Origin of the sequence: Pseudomonas sp. NBRC 111138 (assembly GCF_001320835.1) — a bacterium.
Lineage (GTDB): Bacteria > Pseudomonadota > Gammaproteobacteria > Pseudomonadales > Pseudomonadaceae > Aquipseudomonas > Aquipseudomonas paracarnis.
The window spans coordinates 23,746-41,035 of the sequence record NZ_BCBO01000130.1 but is presented as its reverse complement, the minus strand read 5'-3'; the positions used below and the strand labels follow the sequence as shown (position 1 = coordinate 41,035).

Here is a 17,290-nt window from a genome sequence, read left to right as displayed (position 1 = left end):
CATGGAATTTCAAGACAAGAACATCGTCATTACCGGCGGTGCCAGCGGCATCGGCCTGGCGGTGGCAAAACAACTGGCCAAAGCGGGCGCACGCCTGTTCCTGATGAGCAGGAACCAGCAAAAGGCCGACGCCGCGCTGGAGATACTGGGGGCTTCGGCGCAGTTCATCTTTTGCGATGTGGCGTCGCACACGTCGGTAGCCGAGGCATTCGCGACGGTGGCTGGCGAGGTGGATCAGTTGCACTTTGCAATTAACAACGCCGGCATTACCGCCCCCTACGCACCGATCGCGACCAGCGCACCGCAGGATTGGGACAGGGTCATCCACACCAACCTGAACGGCCCCTTTTACTGCCTGCAAAAAGAACTGGAACTGATCAGCCGGTACCCCGATGGAGCGATCGTCAATGTGTCTTCGTGCGCGGGCGTGATGCCTATGGCCAATCAGGCCGCCTACGTCGCCAGCAAGACCGCGCTCAATGCCTTGACGCAGGTCGCCGCGATGGAGAATGCCTGCGACAGCGAATCCGGTTTTGCCGTACGCGTCAACGCCGTAGCGCCCGGGCCGACACTGGGCGGTATGAACTCTGCGGAACGGCTGGCGGCCCATCCGGAAAACACCCAGCGCAAGCGTGACGTGACCGCCATGAAACGCTTTGCCCATCCAGAGGAAATCGCCGACGCGATCGTGTTTTTGTTGAGCCGCAGATCCAGCTACATCACCGGCTCGGTGCTCAGTGCCGATGGCGGCTATCACATCGGCAAATTCTAGGGGCAATCATGGCTAGCATATTGATCACCGGTGTGAGCACCGGTATCGGCAACGCTCTGGCACGTTACCACTTGGCCAGGGGCGACGAGGTGCTCGCGGTATCACGCAATCCTGCGGCCAATATCCCGTCACAGGAGCGCTTTCACTTCCTCAGGTGCGACTTGACCGATATCGACCGCGCCCCGGCAATCCTGCAGGCGTTGCTGTCGCGCTCCCCTGCCCCGGTAGACACCGTCTACCTGAATGCGGGTCGGTTCGGCAGCCCTCCACAACTGGCCACGCAAACTTCGATGCAGGAGTTCAACAGCGTCCTGGCGCTTAACCTGGGCGCGGTGAAAATGGTCCTGGATATCCTGCTGAGTGCGACGCAACCTCCCGGCACCGTGGTGTTTTCATCATCGATTTCGGCACTGCGCCAACGGGCCGGGATGCTCTCATATTCGGTCTCCAAGGCGGCGCTGAACGCTCTGGCAAAGATCTATCACCTGGAAAACCCACACACATTCTTTGCCGTGCTGGGGCTCTGCAACGTCCAGACGACGGTGGCGAAGACCATCATGGCGGCGGATGAACGCTTCAGTGATCTTATCGCACTCCGCCAACGGGCGGCAGTGCCCGGCTACATCGTCGACGCAGAATCCCGCGCTGCGCATATCGTTCAGGTCTTGGCCGAGCGCCATCATCTTGGACTGAAATCGGGTGAGTTCCAGGAAATCCGCGACTTGTTGACCCAGCCACTCCAGGAGGAGACCCGCAATGACCCAATCCACCCATGAAAAAATCGTACGTGTCGGCGCTGCATACGACATTCTCGCGATGGCTCCCTTCGCCTTGCCGATCGTGTCCGTCTGGGCCTATGCACTGATCCAATGGGTTGATTTGCAACTGGGCTTCGACAGCCACTTCTCGGCGCTCGACCCCACCGCCATGTTCCTGCTCAACATCGGCGCCTGGGCATACCTTGTATGGGGCGTTGTACGTTGGCGAGCCCCTACCCGCGAACATGCCCGTCTCAGCGCCCTGCTACGCGTGATCGTAGTGGTAGTGCAGGGAGTGGCCGTCAGCAGTGGCGCTTCACCTTTCCTGCTGGTGCTGGGTGCCGTTCAATTGTTGCTGGCGGTGCTGGAGTTTTCGCATAGATTATTCGAGCGCAGCGGTGCCCCATCCAGCCGAGAAGAGGCACGCGCTTACTGATGCCTCCGGGGGCCAACCTGGCGCTTGATGAAGGCCCCGCCCCCTTCTCCTCGACATCGCCCCGGACCATCACCCACTGAGCGTTCCTGCTTACCCCTAGCTTTTTCTAGGGGTTCAAGCGCGACGGCTAACAACCCCACAATGCCGCGGTATTGTGGGGTTCTTCTCTGTTGGCAAGTTGGCTTTGGATGATGTTGGGCGGGTGGTTACCGTGCGGTTGCCGGCAGCTCCTGGCACCACTTGATAGAACGCAGCGCTTCCTCGGCAGGCACAAGCGCGTAGCGCGAGTAAAACATTGTTCCGCTGAAACGACGGCCGTCGACTTCACCCAAGGTCTGCCCATCCTTGTAGTCAGAAGTGCTGAGTTGATCGGCGATGTAATACACCTTGCCATTCTCGACGGTGATATCGAAACGCTGGTTAACCATACCGCTGATGATCGGTGGCGAGGTGGAGGCAACGCTGTGCTTGCCGGCGGGAATGCCGGCCTTGAAAAAACTACCGGAAGGCAAGCTGCCGATAGTGCGGCCATCGACCTGAATAGTCGGGGCGACCCCGCCACCGATGCTCGCCGCCGTGCGATAAAAGTAAACCGAGGCCTCATCCGCACGAGGTTCCGCCGGTGACGTGAAGAACGGTTGGCCTTTGAGGTCCGGACCGCTGATGCAACCGGTCAGTGAGACCAAGCCTGCGAACAGGCTGGCCCAGAGTAGCGTAGAGCGCTTCATGCATGAATTCCTTGAACGTGGATCAATGGGCGTCGGGGTCGATGACTGTCACCGGTACCGGCTTCAAATCGTGCACAGCCCTTTACCGAAGTCAGTGGCATCAGAACTCGGCCAAGGCGCAAAACCGCTCTTCGGCGTCAGATTCACGATGTTCCGGTCCTTGAGCATCGGGTACTTGCGCTTGAGCGCCTGCACCGTGTCATCGGCATTGTTCACGTTGGACAGGCAAAAGCGCAGGGCATCGACGCGCAGATCACCGATATAGAGAGTTTCCCCGGCCTTCACCGAGAAAACCGCAGGCACCGGGCGCGGCATCGACTTACCCGCGTAATACACGTAATGCCACTGCGTGTACTCATACTCACCCGGTGGCACTTCATACATGAAGTAATGGCCCAGCACAGAGGGGGATGGCTGATCATCTTCATTGCCCAGCGTCGTCAGCCGTAATACGGTGCCCGGGGCTCCCTGTTGCTTGATCTCAACCACCAGCCCATGGGGCTGCATCATCGGAAAGCTCTCACCAACCGAACCCACGATGATCGCCTTACTCGGGTCCGGTGCGTGCTTGCCGTCGTAGCGTGACGTCGCGCACCCGGATAGAAGCGTCGCGCAAAGTGCGACTGCGGCCCAGACAAGATGTTTACTGCTGACTTTCCCTAGCATTGGTTTTTTTCCGATCAGTAATCTTGCAGTTCGTAGAGCCCAGCCGAGCGAACCAAACGTTCGCACATCTGTTGCTTCGTTGCTGGCTCGTCGGCCTCTATTGTCCAGCTACCCGCACCTTGATAACAACCCACTCCTGTAGGAGCGAGCTTGCTCGCGAAAAACCCAAACGATAACGCAGCGCCTGAAGGCAAAATCCGATTCCCCTTCCGCGCCTTGCGCCATTGTGCCGGCATGTGCCCTGGGGTGGCCGCCCCTAAGGTGGCTCGGGCGCTGAATTGTTCAGTGATCGGGTTTAGTAGCCTGAGGGTTTGTCCACACCATGTGCACGAGCGTCATCGACCAGCAGCTATCGGTCGACTGACTGGAGTGGGACGGTTACGCTGAAGTTGCTTTCAGTCTCAATTCAGTTAGTTACGGTAGGCAGCAAACGATACAGAGCGCTTTACACAGTCTCGACCAGCACAAGACGCTCATTAGCACTCAAGGCAAAATATCGATTTGTGTCATTTCAAGGAAGGCAAGAGTGTCCATCATTAAAATGAAATCACGGGCCGATTGTCGGCTCATCTCCATGCTGCTGTTATTGGCAGGTTCAGTGCCCCTCTCTGGTTGCCATCGGTTGACACCCGAGCAGCGAGTGAATGCCTGGGTTGATAGCGGTGGTAAGTCCGCTCCAACTTATCTCACCTCAGAAGAAATCAAGCGCATAGAAGAGAGGCGTTATGGCAGGGTTTTAGGCACTACCTTGGCTCAAAATGTGTTCTGGGCGAATGGCGAGGGACTGCGAGGCAGCGTGAAGCTACGTATGAAGCTTGATCGACAGGGCGACGTATTGCGCTGCGAGGCGCAGCCAATGGACGCTGGAAGTCCACCAGGCTTTACGAATCTCGTCACGGATGTGTGCTGGAGCAGTATCTGGGAGAGCGTTCCGGAAGGTCTTCGGAATCCAGTTGATGGCACCTTTGAGGTCACCGCGCCTTTGATAGCTTCTGGTAATACCTCACCCATTTCTGATTACGAACGCAGACACCAGAGGGCTGCTGTTGAAAGCCGTTTTTTCTGGGACAACGTGGTGGCCAAGCAATCAATAAATGCGTTCGGCCAAGCACGCTTCGAATTCACTGCCAACGCAAAGGGCCAAGTCGCACGTTGCGATGTGACGTTGAAAAAAAACTATCTGCGCCCTGAACATTTCCACCCGGATCCGGCGTTACAAAAGGCACTTGCAACTCAATGCTTGCAACTCGATCTGCAACAAATGTCAGGGTTTCGTGTAAGGGAAGATGGAGTAGCCCACCGCGTCGTTTTTGTGGAGTACTTGCCTTGGAAAAAACAGGTGGGGAGATATTCAGAGTAAGGCCCGCACTTTATGCGCGATCCTGCTTATCCCTACCTTTAGTCGGATATTTCTGGCGGTTCAAGCGCAACGGCTAGCCTTCAGCCTAGCGTAAGGGATAACGCTGAACTATCGGTCCATGAAGGGCCAGTACGCCTCGTCGTCCCGACGCTTTATCTGCTGAGGAGACGATAATGAAAATAACCTTGAAACGGTTGGCGTGCCTGGGTGCAAGCTTCACCAGCGTGCTCGCCATGGCCGATGCGGCCAGCCCGCCGCCGCTGTCACCTGCGATTCCCTTCGACGTCACCGCCAATGCCCCCTTCACCCTGGACAACCTGCAACACGATTTCGACGTGCTGTCGTGGCAGACCTTCGTCGCGCTGAACTGGCCCGCCAACGCCGACGGCAGCGCCAATACCTCGGCGCAGATCGGCGCGCCGGGGCAGACGGTGTGGGAGTCGTGGAAGGAGAGCTACGAGATTTTCCTGCCCCAAGGCCAGAAGCCTGTCGCCTGGAACCAGAAGGCGCCGCTACCCCCGGCCTGCCAAGGCAAGGGTGACCTGCCCGTGCTGCAGCAGATGGGTAAGGTTGCTGGTGTGCTCGACGAGACCATCCAGCCGTTCAAGACCGGCCCACTGGTGGACCAGAACGGCACTTACACGCGCAACGCGATCATGGTCAACCAGCCGATGTTCGACGACATCGTTAATAAGGGTCTCTACAGCAAGGAAGGCCAACAGGCTTTCTTCACCAAGGCCGAGAACCGCATCGCCTTCTCCTGCGGCTCGCAGCAAGACAAGCATGTCGGCGCGATCATGGTCAAATCGGCCTGGAAGGTGCTCGGCGGCAACGACAACCCACAGGAATTCCATGCCATCAATGCCCTGGTCTATACCCCCGGCAACGCCGACACGAACAAGGGCGCGGTGATCCCCGAATCGTGCAACGTGCAGAAGGTCGGGCTGGTCGGCCTGCACATCGTGCACAAGACCAAAGATGCGCCGCAGTGGGTGTGGTCAAGCTTCGAGCACGTGCGCAACGTACCGGAAAAGACCACCCCCATGAACGAGCGCAAGGGCCCCTACCTCTTCTACAACGCCCAGGCCAGCAACCTCCCGGTGAACGAGCCGCCCGCGCAGCCGTGGGACCCGTCGAAGAAAGCCACACCCTCGCAGATCGTGCGGGAAATTCCGCTCACCGCCGCGACCCACCAGCTCAACGCGCAGTGGCAAGGCGCGCTCAAGGGCACGGTGTGGGCCAACTACCAGTTGATCAGCACCCAATGGCCAACCGCCCCCGCCGATGACTGCCAGGTGCCGTCGCCAACCAACCCGCTGGGCACGCCTGCGCCGAACTTCCTGGCCAACGCCACGCTGGAAACCTACAACCAGGGCACTACGCCGCAGGCTTCATCCAGTTGCATGGAATGCCACAACAACGCGACCACCCGGGTGACCCAGTCACCGCGCACCAGCTTCGCCGATTTCACCTTTCTGCTTGAACGTGCCCAATCCACCGGTGCCAAGGAGTGATGCCATGAGCGACCCGAACCTGCAAGACTTCATCGACCTGTCTGCCGAGCTCACTGGCCTGTCAGCCAAGCTGCTGGCGCCTGCCGTCGACCCGATCAACCTGCCTCCGGTGTTCTTCGACACCGCCCAGCAAGGCATGGGCACCGAAGCGTTCAGCAAACTGCTGAACCTGTACGTCCCTATCAAAGGCCAACCCCATGAGCAGATCGCCAGCGCCATACTCGGCAGTTCGGACCCGCAGATCGCCAAAGGCGCCCGCTCGATCATGAAGCTGTGGCTGCTTGGCAGCTGGTACCAGCCTTATGACCAGGGCACCGCCAAAGAGCATGACATCCGCGTAGTCTCCGACCAGGCTTACAAGGAAAGCTGGGCGTGGAAAATCGCCCAATCCCACCCCATGGGCTACAGCGAGTACCACTTCGGCTACTGGGCCGAGCAGCCACCGACCCTCAAGCAATTCACCGGTGTCGACGCCAAGGAAGGGCAGCAGCCATGAGCACTCTAAACACCCAGAACATCGAAACCGCCGACGTGATCGTCGTGGGCGCCGGCATGGCCGGCAGCGTCATGGCCTACCAGCTGGGCCTGGCCGGCTTGAAAGTGCTGGTGCTCGAGTCGGGCCCGGCGATACCGCCTAACCGCAGCGAGTACCTGGAGCGTTTCTACACCGCCGTGCTCAAGGCGCCCGAGTCCCCCTACCCACCGGAGCAGAGCGAGCAGACCCCGGCCAAACAGTTCGCCCCGCGAGCGACTATCCAGGACTTGATCACCGCCGGCAGCGACGACAAGGACAAGGTGCAGAAGAGCTACCTGGTACAGAACGGGCCGCGACTGTTCGCCAGCACCTACGAGCGGGTAGGCGGCGGCACTATGTGGCACTGGATGGGCACGGCCCTGCGCCTGTTGCCCAACGACTTTCGTATGCAGACCAAGTACAAGGTCGGGGTCGACTGGCCGATCAGCTACGACGACCTGCAAACCGCCTACTGCCGCGCCGAGGAAGAGATGTGCGTGTCCGCCGATGTGGCGTCGCAGAGCTACCTGGGCGTGACCTTCCCCCAAGGCTACCAATACAGCATGCGCGGCATTCCTCCATCGTTGGTCGACCAGGGCGTGGGCAAGGCCATCAATGGCACGCAGTACCAGGGCTTCACCCTCAACGTGCGGCAAACGCCAGCCGGGCGTAACTCGCAGAACGACAACGGCCGCCGGGTATGCGCCGGCAACACCAGCTGCACGCCGATCTGCCCGATCCAGGCCAAATACGACGCCACCGTGACCATGGCCAAGGCGTTGGATACCGGCAACGTGCGTATTCTTTACCAGTGTGTGGCGAGCAAGGTGCAGGTCGATGCCAATGGGGTCACGGGTATCGATTTCATCCAGTACCAGAACAACGGCACGCAACAGAACGGCACGGCCCAGGGCAAGCGCTACGTGATCGCCGCCCACGCGATCGAAACGCCCAAGCTGCTGCTCAACTCCATCGGCCCGCACAGCCTAAAAGGGGTCGCCAACAGCAGCGGCCAGGTCGGCAAGTCGTTGGCCGACCACCCGGTGTACCTGGCCTGGGGCCTGATGCCTGAAGGCAAGCCGTTGTTCCCGTTCCGTGGGCCACTGTCCACCTCGGGGATCGAAGACATGCGCGATGGCCCGTTCCGCTGCGAGCGTGCCGCGTGGCGTATCGAGATCGGCAACGAGGGCTGGAATTGGTCGGCGAATGATCCGTATACCACGGTCTGCGATTTTATCGACGGCGACAACAATGGCGGCACCAACAATGGCGGCGCCGACCACAAGAGCGAGGCATTGTCCGGCGTGGCGCTGGTGCAGAAGCTCAACAGCGTGCTGACCCGCCAGTTCCGCTTGGCCTTCTTGATCGAGCAGGTGGAGAAAGACCCCGAGCATGCGCAGTGCCGGGTGGAGAGTAGCAAGCATTTCACCGACGGCTTGGGCCTGCCTCGGCCAGAGATCGCCTACGAACTGTCCGAATACACCATGAAGGGCTTCAAGCAGGCGCGCCTGGCCGCCACGCATATCATCACCAAACTGATGGGCGCCACCGAGCTGACCGACCTGAAGCCCAAGCTCAAGCCCGGCTCGCAAACCGTGTTCGAGTACGACGGTCAGAACTACGCCTTCTACGGCGCTGGCCACCTGATGGGCACCTACCGCATGGGCTCGGACCGCAGATATTCAGTGGTGGACAAGGACCAACGCAGTTGGGACCACCCCAACCTGTTCCTGGTGGGCGACGGCGTGTTCCCCTCCACCGGCACCGCCAACCCGACCTTGACCATCACCGCGCTGACCTTCCAGGCCGCCGACGTGGTCGCCAGCGATCTGCTCAAGCGTACCGTGCAGGTGCAGGCCAGAGACCCCTGGCAGGGCACCGGCGTGCAGATCAACGGACAGAGCTGGCAACTGGCGGTGTGCACCGGTGGGCAGTGGACGGCCAACCCGGGCACCGGCATGGTTGGTGCGGCGGGCCACCCAGGCCTGACCGCCAAGCCCGGCTATACCTTGCCCGGTCAAGCGGAAGGCGCATTGATCGGGCGTATCGGCACCAGCGGCGCGCCGTTCCTGGTCGGCAACCAGGCGCAATTGCCGCGTGGCCAGCAGGGGGAGTTGCAGTTGTGCATCAATGACGACCTGGCCGGGCGTTACGGGGCTGGCCTGAGCGATAACCAGGGCAGTCTGTCAGTGGAGGTACGTTTCGGGTCGGTGTAGGCGTTGTCATAGCAACCCCACAGTGCTGCGGCGATGTTGCAGTGTTGTGGGGTTGCTCTCTTAATCCCGTCACTTACAAGCTATCGGCCACGCCTAACGCCGTGAGCCATTGCCATTGCAGCCAATGCCTCAGAAACCGCCAAGCAGCATGATATGAGTCGCCTGAGCCTCATCTGTCCGCTTGAAGCCACAGCGCTCATAAAAGGCGCTTCCTTCAACCGTATCCGTGAAAAGACGCACGACCTGAAACCTGAGAGCGGCGCGTTCAACAAGCGCCTTTACCAGCATCTGTCCGACGCGTTGCCCCCTTGACGAAGGTGCGATGTACACCCGTCGCAGTCTGGCCACGTTATTGTCAGCATAGGGATCAACTGAAAGACCGCCGATGCCTATCAGTTGCTGATTCAAATAGGCCGCCATCAGACACTCGCCTGGTGCATCAAAGCGGTTTGCTCCAGAGTGCCATTCGTTAATCAGACGCGTGAGAAACCTGAAACCCTCGCCAATCGCTTCCTTTTCCAGCGCCAGTATCTGGCGCGGAAGGTGGGTGATCCGTTGAACCTCATATCGTTCATCCATTCCTGCCTCCAATATGAAACTCGTTCAATGCTGACAATTTCGTCTGAGGTGACGAACACGCCTGTAGGAGCGAGCTTGCTCGCGATAATCCCAAACGATAACGCAGCGCCTGAAGGCAAAATCCGATTCCCCTGCTGCACCTTGCTCCATTGCCTACGCCTGCGTCAGAATCCGCCGGCTTGTGCGCTGAGGTGGCCGTCTCTAAGGTGGCTCGGTCGCTGAATTGTTCAGTGATCGGGTTTAGTAGCCTGAAGGTTAATCCAGACAACGTGCACAAGCTTCATCGATCAGACATTGCGTCTGTGTTTGATGGTGGCTGTGCGCAGGGCACCTTCGGGTGCGCCGGCTTTGTTTGGATTCCCCGGTCTACTAACCTGCGCACAGCCGCCACCCTTATGTTTAGTAGCTAAAGGATGATGGCCCTAAACAGGAATTCAAACATGCTCAAACCAGACTCAACCACGCTCTTCACCGTCGCCCCCAACGCCAGCAACGAAACCCTCATCACCAACAGCTACGAAACCTTCACCAGCGTCAGCACCCTGCTGCTCGACCTGTCCGAAGACCTCAACGGCAAACACCGCGACATCGCCCTCGCCATCCACCAACTGAGCGAACTGGGCGTACTCCTCACCGCCAGACTCCTTGACCGCGAAGCGCCCTGCCCAGGCTGATGATCAGCTCTTCAACTCATTAGCCCGATGACTCGTCGCGTCGTTGTAAGTCACATACAACGACTCGGCAATTTGGCGCTTGATGGCATTGGGGGATTCAGCCTCGGCACAAAGCCATCTGCGATGACGAGAGCGACGACTGCTTTCGGCCCAGAGTATGTAAATACTTAGCAGGAACGTGCGGCACTGAGGTAAAGCTAGTCTTTAGATCTCAAACCGAAGGGATGCCCTCGAATGACGGGATCTTCTAGAACCAGTGTTCGTGCATTTTCGAAAGAAATGCAGGGGTAATCGGCAGACTGGATGCTGAACCGATGACCGAGTCGATCCCGCACTTCGGACACAGAGCGGTGCTATCTAGATCAACCCACTCAGTGATTTCTGAGGGCGAAAACACACTTAAACAGTAAAAACAGCCACAGTGATCGCTTGCTTGAATTTGAGTACGGTGATTTGTAGAAAATAGGTGCGCTGAAATCACATCCATGGGCAGGTCCTTAAGCTTCAAATTTACTAGCATTACTTTCTTGCATCAGAGTACATCAAGAGTCTTCCAACGTTGCTACGGTTGCCCAAAGTGATAACGCAGGATTGCCTATGAAACGTATCATCCAAGGTGACTATCGCGGACAAAGCACCCTTTTCGCGTAAATAAATCTGTCCCCTTTTCGCGGGAAGCAGGAACAGGCCGATTGTGTTGAAAAATTCGATTTTCCTAAGACACTCGAATATTGATGGATGAAAACACCTCTGTTGCACGCTGCTACGAGAAATCCGGGGCCTGAACCCTCTGCTAAAAGTTCAGATTTCAATCTCAGGCGCGTACCTTTTCGGCGTGGAATTCGAAGCCGACTTTTTCAACAGAATCGGCCAGAAGCAGTCATTCATCAACGTTCGTCAACATACCTATGATTTCCTGTATCCTAAGATTAAGTTTTCATATGCTTTTCGAGTTTTAATATATTGATTTTTAAACATCGTTGAGAAAGACTAACCAGCCAACTTTAAGTGGCACCTTCTATTTTTGAATAAAGTGGCGCTAGATCAGAAAGCAATGTTGACTGCCTAATCCTATCTCCAACGCCAAATTGTGTAGCAATCGCTTTAGTCGCCTTGACATACGACCCACCACAGAATGGTGAGACAACAATTTCATCGATCATGGAAGAGTAATCTATGGGGGCTAAATGCGATTTATAGGTGTCAGGTTCGTTTATTCTAGCATCTCTGATTTGCATATATGCTCTGACTTCTCTTTCATGCGCGTATGAATGCCTCTTGTAAATGGGGTCAAGTAGTACACTTTGAGCATGGGCGCCCATTACGGCCTCATAGTCCTCATGCGTAACCTTAGTATAATTTACGTATAGCACTTTTGCTATTTTTCCATCGAATGCGTTACCTAGTGCGCTTGCGAGTTTGCCGACAGTTGTGCGGATTGCTATCGCTTTTCCGGCATCACCATATATCTTCCACATTGCTTCTGATTCTTCATCACCTTGAAACCAGCACGACACTACTCGCGAGTGAAAAAGTCTTTCAGCAAATAACTTGAAGTTATTTAGATCTTGCGATTTGCTGGTATCATGGGAGAAATACATAGCGGGTGGACAATGATCCTTGACTTGCTTGAGTACGACGGGCGGCGGGTACCCCTCATATGGATCACTTTTGCTGTAAGCACCCAAGCCAGTCATAAATAGCGCTTTATCATCCAATATATTAATAAGCCTATCCAGAGTCATGTAGCGCCAGATGGTCTCTTCATCCGACAAATCGCCCACTATAGTCGCTGGCACTTTTCCTCCTAAAGATGCAGTTGATTTATCTAATAGATCAAACTAAGGGATTTTATGCAAGCTCCCCCTTTCTGCCGTGGCCGGCCACTGATTTCTTAGACAAACTCAAGTGGCAGCGATTGGCCGATTGCTGTCCGTCGTAAGGGGCGGAAATCGACCCATAGCAGGCTCTCATAGGTACAACGATGCGGCCCTTCTCGTACGGAGAAATTGCCAATCGCAAAGTGTCGTGCAAAAGCATCACTTCTGATTGGACAAAATATCAAACCAATACTAGCATTACGCCATGCCACATAAACCTTAGCGTATAAGGCTGATTTTAAGCTCAGAAAATTATGCGCGAGCAATTACAATTCAATAACAAGGCGACATTGAGATGATCAAGCAATTAATGATTGTGGCAATCGGAGCTTCCTTGTCGGCTTGCCAACTACCAGATAGAACTGATGTTGTTCCGGACCTACCCTCAAACTTCAGTGCGAGAACAATAATAGAGTCTAATAATGGCTTATTGTCAGAGGGGCTAAATAAAGTTCCAGGCTCCATATGTTTAGCGGACGAGGAAACCGGGCTATGCAAAACTGAAAATCTGTTACCAAACCAATGCTTGGCCAAGGGTACCGCCGTACAAGTAAAAGCAGTAACTGACCCGTCACCAGCATACCATTCAATAATAACCAAAAACTACAACCGTAGCCTTACGACTCCTTTCATATCGGCCCCATCAAGTGCCGATTATATTGATGAGGTTAAAGCATCTATATCGGCTACTGCCTCTATTAGCACCGCCGGAACGGACGACGGAAACGGCTTTCCTGGAATAGGCGGCATCAAGGCTTGTATTTTAAAAAATTTCGGCCCTGGAAATTATAAAAAAGTTATTTGGATTCAGTCTGCAAATATAATTTCTGTAACCACCTCAAGATACTCGAAAGTATCAAATGGCTTTGATGTTAAAGGTACTGGTTTTGGTTTCGATGGCTCAACCTACAACAGTAGTTCGGTAGGTGCGCAGACGATATGGATTGGGATTTTTGGTAACTCAATTTACAATGTCGGCGTAGTAAATAAGTCTGTGCTTGATAGCTCGAAAACATCTATAATTAATTCCGACGACAAAACCACTATCATTGAAACTCCCTCGGCCCCTACTGCGCCGCCACCTCCTGCCACTGTACCTATTCTAACTCCTGTAGCAGAGTTCACTCCATTCCAAAGCTAGAGGGCACATCGAATAGTATAGTCTTCGATGAAGAACGCTATATCGCCGGTAAGTCTCACAGGTTGTGAGATTTTTCCAAAGTGTCCCGCCGGGATTGTTCCAACGGGGTTTTTATTTTAAGTTCAAACGATGATTAGTTGCTGGGCTAACGGTTGTGAATGTCTGCACTTGGCCGATTTCGGCCGGTCATGAGGTCGATCATCATGATTGAATCAGATGAGGATGGCCGATCAGGGCGAATGCCAAAAGCCGGCCAGGCCGTGCAATTACCACCCTGTGCAGCTGAGGACTGACGTGAGAGGTACCAGATCAGTGGAACGGGTGGGCAAGTGGTGCACAACTTCCCAATCGTACCTGTGTTTACGCACAGCAGTGGATTGTGTCCAGTCTCTCTGAACGCGTACAGCCCTTGTGAAGATGCAGAGCTAGCTTTAAATCAAGGAGGGCGAATTGTGAGCGATAAGACGCAGATTGTGTTGTGTCCTGACTTGGAGGCCGATTGTTCGCCTGGAACAGATTTAGGCATCGGTGACCTCGTGGTAATCGAAACCCATCAGTGCTGGGGACTTTCTATTGCAGGGAGATACGTACGTCACGCTTGAGTGCGACAAGGCTTCAATCGAGCTGCCGTCACTGCTATCTGGCCGCGTAGTGAAGATGTTCGTAAAGATCGGTGACAAGGTCACCACCCAATTCTCCGATTATTGAGATCGAAGTTCTAAAAAACGTCATTCGCGATGACCTCTCAGCAGGGGCGTCGGCCCAGCACGCTCAAGGTCCAAGCACAGTATTCTTGGTTCACGGGCACAACGAGGCTATCCGCGAGATGTCGGCCCGGTTGCTTGAAAAGCTGGGCCTGAAGGTTATTATTCTCAATGAGCAGGCTAGCGCTAGCGACACCGTCATTGAGAAGTTGGAACGATATGCCAATGTCCATTTCGCCGTGGTGCTCATGACGGCTGACGACGTAGGCGGTAAGAAGAATGTAGCGGACCAAACGCTGAAAGATCGTGCGAGACAGAACGTCGTCCTCGAACTGGGGTACTTCATGGGCAAGATCAATCGCAGGCGCGTCTGCGTTCTCTATGAGAAAGGGGTGGAACTGCCTTCAGACTACTATGGAGTCGTTTACATCGAGCTAGACAATGGCGGAGCTTGGCGCTACTCGCTCGCGAAGGAGCTTAAGGGGGCCGGACTTGAGGTCGATCTCAATATGCTCTGAGCCAACCGCGCACTCTGAAAAAGGGACAGATTTCTTTTCCTAGAAATAAATCCGCCCCGTTTTCCCCACTACCTACCGAGGCGCATGAGAAACTGATCAACTTTCTCAAAAAGATAGGTATTTGGGTCTCCACCATCGTCTTTAGCGAGCAATAGTTCTTCAACCTCCGGCACTGACAGGGAGAGGATCATTTTCCCGCTTTCACGCATGGCGCCTTGAATTACCTTTTTAGCAGAAGCTGCGCATCCTTTTGGCGATATCAAAATAGCGACATTCCTAAGCGCCGAGGGATATAAATATCGTTCCGTAGTGACGACTTCTTTCTGTGTAATTTCTTTAGTGTAGTTTTTGAACTCAAAAATCACGTATCTACTTCCGACGTCGGTGAGCATCAGATTCCAGACTTCAGCTTTGGGCAGAATCCGGCAAATCAAGTCACGTCTATGCAGTTCGTCATCCGTATTGAGCTGTTCATGCCAGCCATGAAGATCAAGTTCGAACAAATATTTCAAGGCATTGATACATGCAGTTTCAAAATCTGAAGCACTTTGCTTCCCAGGGGGTACAGATAATAGCGCATCCGCTAGCAACCGACCTGTCTTCAGTTTCAGGCTAAAATCGGACTCTTGAGCCAATCCAATCGCGATTGCAGGCTGACTGCGGGCTGGCGCAGACACCTCGAAAAAATTCTCAAGCTCTCTGGATAAATCGGGGAACTCAGAAGCCCTCCGGAATAACTCATTTGCGTCCCAGATCTCAACGTTTGGGAATGCTTTCGCCGCCAAATTCAATGCTGCATTCATTGGGCACGAGATCACCAATAACGCGGAACTTGCCTCAAACATACTTTGTTTGCGTGAGGCTTGTTGCATAGCGTTTACGAAAAGCTCAGCACGAGGCGGAGATAAATAACGGTAATGTTTCACCTCCACAGCACGAAGCAAACCTTCCTGCTCATACACGACGTCCACTTCTTCCCATACTCCTTTTGCTCCTGGGACACGAACGTTGGAACGGACATTGGCATATCCAAGCGCCTGTATCAGATCAGCCACAAGCTGCTCAAATCGCCCTCCTGGAGAGTCTCTGTAGTGCATTTCAAACTCCGGCTACTAAATGGCTTTGATGACCAGTGACGTGAGAGCTGGTCCTTGGTCGAACAAATTGTGATGATCGCAGAACATCACTTCATAGGTTGCAGTAATGATATTTCTGAAGTGTGCGTTGTACCCTAAACGATGCGGATCGTAGAAAAAAAGAAATACCAAAGGAACTCCACTCCTTCGCTATGGGTCGAAGGAGGCATTTGAAAACGTCCGCTTCTGGCACACTCCTGCCGTTCGTGAAGGACAGCAATCGGCCAACCTGACACCCAGAGCTAAACCACAGGTATCTGATACACAACCGACTCATATTTCTCCGCCATCCGCCTCTCGATGACCACTCCCCCCAAAGCTTCGGCAATACGTCGACTCGCACGATTCTGCGTCGCAACAGGATAGATAAAGTGCTTCGCCACCACCCACTCGCTAGCCCACTGAACAACCGCCCGCACCGCTTCACCACCAAACCCCAGCCCATGTTTATCTTCACGGATCCAGATACCCAACTCCGGTGTTTCACTGCCGGTATGGTGCAGCCCGACCAAGCCGGTAAAACGAGCACCTACCCGCTCCCTGACCGTGAACACGATATCGCTGCCATCCGCTATCGTAGGCAGCCACTGCCCCCAGACTTGCGCGTACTCTTCCAGCGAGCCAGGCGGTTCCCAGGACATGTAGCGAGTCAGAGACGGTGAGATACAAGAGAAAGACTCAACAGCGTCCTGCTCGCAGAAGGGCTCGATGCAAAGGCGTTGCGAGAGAATGCGGATCGCGTGGGTGTCCACTGGCATTGCAATTTCCTTCCTGAGGTTCGTTACTCCATGTATGCCGTGAACATACCATGCGGGTCGCTTCATCAGTATCAGGCTCTCTATACTGAGCCCCCAGGATGGTAGCTAGAGCACCCAATATGCCCGTCGCACCCAATCAAAATTCCCCCATCACTTTGGCCCCAGTTCAACAAAGCGACTTGGATAATCTTGTAGCCATTCGAATCGAGGCCATGCGCGACAGTCTGGAGCGTGTTGGGCGATTTGACCCAGTGCGTGTGCGGGAGCGGTTTGTTGGCGGCTTTGAAGCTCGCAACACACGCTACATCGAGGCAGCTGGAGAGAGGGTGGGTTTCGTAGTGGTCAAACATCACCCCAATGAACTCTTGCTCGACCATTTGTATGTAAGGCCGAGCGCGCAAGGTTCAGGGGTAGGGTCTGTTGTTCTCACTCAGATTTTCAAAGCGGCGGATGCGGCTGCGCTGCCTATCAAAGTGGGGGCTCTCAAAGAAAGCGCTTCGAATCGCTTTTATACCCGCCATGGCTTCCAGTTCATCGAAAGCAGTGAATTCGACAATTATTATGTTCGTGAGCCTATTCCGGCGATTGGCGCTCATTCCGGAACCATGGGCTGACGTGCACTAGCCCTTCAGCTCACTGGCCCGATTGCTCGCCGCGTCGTCATACGCCACATACAGCGACTCTGCAATTTGGCTTTTGATCGCCTTGGTGGCCTCCAAACCCAACACAAAACCCTCGGCTTTACCGCCGGCTCGGTTGAGTTCTTCATGGGTGGAGGCGCCAGTAATAGCGTCAAGCAGCTTGGCGGCGTGGGGGCCGACGCCTTTGGGGAGGGAGATCTGGTCGATGGACATTATCGCTACCTTGAAAAATGGAGTTCGGGAGCGAGTGGAACCACTGCCGGGGCTGGCATGGTAGACCTGTTTGTCATGAAAG

The 17,290-nt window shown here is 55.1% G+C and carries 19 protein-coding genes; 12 read left to right on the top strand and 7 right to left on the bottom strand.

The window, feature by feature from the left end:
* Position 1 precedes the first annotated feature (1 nt).
* The 3 genes from APH41_RS22595 to APH41_RS22585 are packed head-to-tail and all read left to right on the top strand — an operon-like array spanning position 2 to position 1,966.
* Positions 2-772 carry an SDR family NAD(P)-dependent oxidoreductase gene (locus tag APH41_RS22595; RefSeq protein WP_054921636.1) on the top strand — a complete coding sequence of 257 codons (771 nt, stop codon included), beginning with the start codon at positions 2-4 and terminating at the stop codon, positions 770-772.
* An 8-nt stretch (positions 773-780) separates the two neighbouring features.
* On the top strand, positions 781-1,548 hold the full coding sequence (locus tag APH41_RS22590; protein ID WP_054921634.1) for an SDR family oxidoreductase: 768 nt from the start codon (positions 781-783) through the stop codon (positions 1,546-1,548).
* Positions 1,529-1,966 (top strand): hypothetical protein, encoded by a 438-nt coding sequence (locus tag APH41_RS22585; RefSeq protein ID WP_054921632.1) that lies wholly within the window; start codon positions 1,529-1,531, stop codon positions 1,964-1,966. Before APH41_RS22590 ends, APH41_RS22585 begins: the two co-directional genes overlap by 20 nt.
* Before the next feature lie 206 nt (positions 1,967-2,172).
* Here the strand turns inward: APH41_RS22585 and APH41_RS22580 are convergent, their stop codons facing one another.
* Both APH41_RS22580 and APH41_RS22575 read right to left on the bottom strand, forming a co-directional pair.
* Positions 2,173-2,694, bottom strand: a complete 522-nt coding sequence (locus APH41_RS22580) for a DUF2846 domain-containing protein (protein ID WP_054921630.1) — start codon at positions 2,692-2,694, stop codon at positions 2,173-2,175.
* Positions 2,695-2,757: 63 nt separating this feature from the next.
* Complete coding sequence (locus APH41_RS22575; protein ID WP_034126209.1) at positions 2,758-3,360, bottom strand: hypothetical protein; 603 nt, start codon at positions 3,358-3,360, stop codon at positions 2,758-2,760.
* Positions 3,361-3,886: 526 nt separating this feature from the next.
* On the opposite strand from APH41_RS22575, the gene APH41_RS22570 reads away from it, so the two are divergent.
* The 4 genes from APH41_RS22570 to APH41_RS22555 all read left to right on the top strand — a co-directional run bounded on the left by APH41_RS22570 (position 3,887) and on the right by APH41_RS22555 (position 8,964).
* Positions 3,887-4,720, top strand: coding sequence for a hypothetical protein (locus tag APH41_RS22570; RefSeq protein WP_054921628.1), 834 nt, complete (start codon positions 3,887-3,889; stop codon positions 4,718-4,720).
* Between the two features lie 173 nt (positions 4,721-4,893).
* Positions 4,894-6,234: a hypothetical protein gene (locus APH41_RS22565; RefSeq protein WP_054921626.1), complete on the top strand. Its 1,341-nt coding sequence runs from the start codon at positions 4,894-4,896 to the stop codon at positions 6,232-6,234.
* A 4-nt stretch (positions 6,235-6,238) separates the two neighbouring features.
* Positions 6,239-6,730: a sorbitol dehydrogenase gene (locus APH41_RS22560; protein ID WP_054921624.1), complete on the top strand. Its 492-nt coding sequence runs from the start codon at positions 6,239-6,241 to the stop codon at positions 6,728-6,730.
* Positions 6,727-8,964, top strand: a complete 2,238-nt coding sequence (locus APH41_RS22555) for a GMC oxidoreductase (protein WP_054921622.1) — start codon at positions 6,727-6,729, stop codon at positions 8,962-8,964. The genes APH41_RS22560 and APH41_RS22555 overlap by 4 nt, the downstream gene beginning before the upstream one ends.
* A gap of 129 nt (positions 8,965-9,093) precedes the next feature.
* Here APH41_RS22555 and APH41_RS22550 read toward each other — a convergent pair whose 3' ends face one another.
* Entirely contained in the window at positions 9,094-9,543 is a 450-nt protein-coding gene (locus tag APH41_RS22550; protein ID WP_054921619.1) for a GNAT family N-acetyltransferase, read from the bottom strand.
* Positions 9,544-9,983: 440 nt separating this feature from the next.
* Here APH41_RS22550 and APH41_RS22545 point away from each other — a divergent pair, with 440 nt between their 5' ends.
* Complete coding sequence (locus APH41_RS22545; protein ID WP_032903826.1) at positions 9,984-10,217, top strand: DUF6124 family protein; 234 nt, start codon at positions 9,984-9,986, stop codon at positions 10,215-10,217.
* Between the two features lie 1,004 nt (positions 10,218-11,221).
* Here APH41_RS22545 and APH41_RS22540 read toward each other — a convergent pair.
* On the bottom strand, positions 11,222-12,016 hold the full coding sequence (locus APH41_RS22540; protein WP_034126202.1) for a hypothetical protein: 795 nt from the start codon (positions 12,014-12,016) through the stop codon (positions 11,222-11,224).
* Positions 12,017-12,392: 376 nt separating this feature from the next.
* On the opposite strand from APH41_RS22540, the gene APH41_RS28905 reads away from it, so the two are divergent.
* The 3 genes from APH41_RS28905 (at position 12,393) to APH41_RS22535 (ending at position 14,460) form a co-directional block, all read left to right on the top strand.
* Positions 12,393-13,238 (top strand): hypothetical protein, encoded by an 846-nt coding sequence (locus APH41_RS28905; RefSeq protein ID WP_138763681.1) that lies wholly within the window; start codon positions 12,393-12,395, stop codon positions 13,236-13,238.
* Positions 13,239-13,790: 552 nt separating this feature from the next.
* Complete coding sequence (locus APH41_RS29715; RefSeq protein ID WP_080757737.1) at positions 13,791-13,946, top strand: biotin/lipoyl-containing protein; 156 nt, start codon at positions 13,791-13,793, stop codon at positions 13,944-13,946.
* On the top strand, positions 13,912-14,460 hold the full coding sequence (locus tag APH41_RS22535; protein WP_256220338.1) for a TIR domain-containing protein: 549 nt from the start codon (positions 13,912-13,914) through the stop codon (positions 14,458-14,460). Before APH41_RS29715 ends, APH41_RS22535 begins: the two co-directional genes overlap by 35 nt.
* Positions 14,461-14,528: 68 nt before the next feature.
* On the opposite strand, the gene APH41_RS22530 is transcribed toward APH41_RS22535, so the two are convergent.
* A complete protein-coding gene (locus APH41_RS22530; RefSeq protein ID WP_082430492.1) occupies positions 14,529-15,557 on the bottom strand; it encodes a restriction endonuclease in 1,029 nt (342 codons plus the stop codon).
* A gap of 281 nt (positions 15,558-15,838) precedes the next feature.
* On the bottom strand, positions 15,839-16,354 hold the full coding sequence (locus APH41_RS22520; protein WP_054921615.1) for a GNAT family N-acetyltransferase: 516 nt from the start codon (positions 16,352-16,354) through the stop codon (positions 15,839-15,841).
* Positions 16,355-16,473: 119 nt separating this feature from the next.
* Between APH41_RS22520 and APH41_RS22515 the strand changes: the two genes are divergently transcribed.
* Entirely contained in the window at positions 16,474-16,968 is a 495-nt protein-coding gene (locus tag APH41_RS22515) for a GNAT family N-acetyltransferase (protein WP_054921612.1), read from the top strand.
* Positions 16,969-16,974: 6 nt separating this feature from the next.
* Here the strand turns inward: APH41_RS22515 and APH41_RS22510 are convergent, their stop codons facing one another.
* A complete protein-coding gene (locus APH41_RS22510) occupies positions 16,975-17,208 on the bottom strand; it encodes a hypothetical protein (RefSeq protein WP_020302473.1) in 234 nt (77 codons plus the stop codon).
* Positions 17,209-17,290 lie beyond the last annotated feature (82 nt).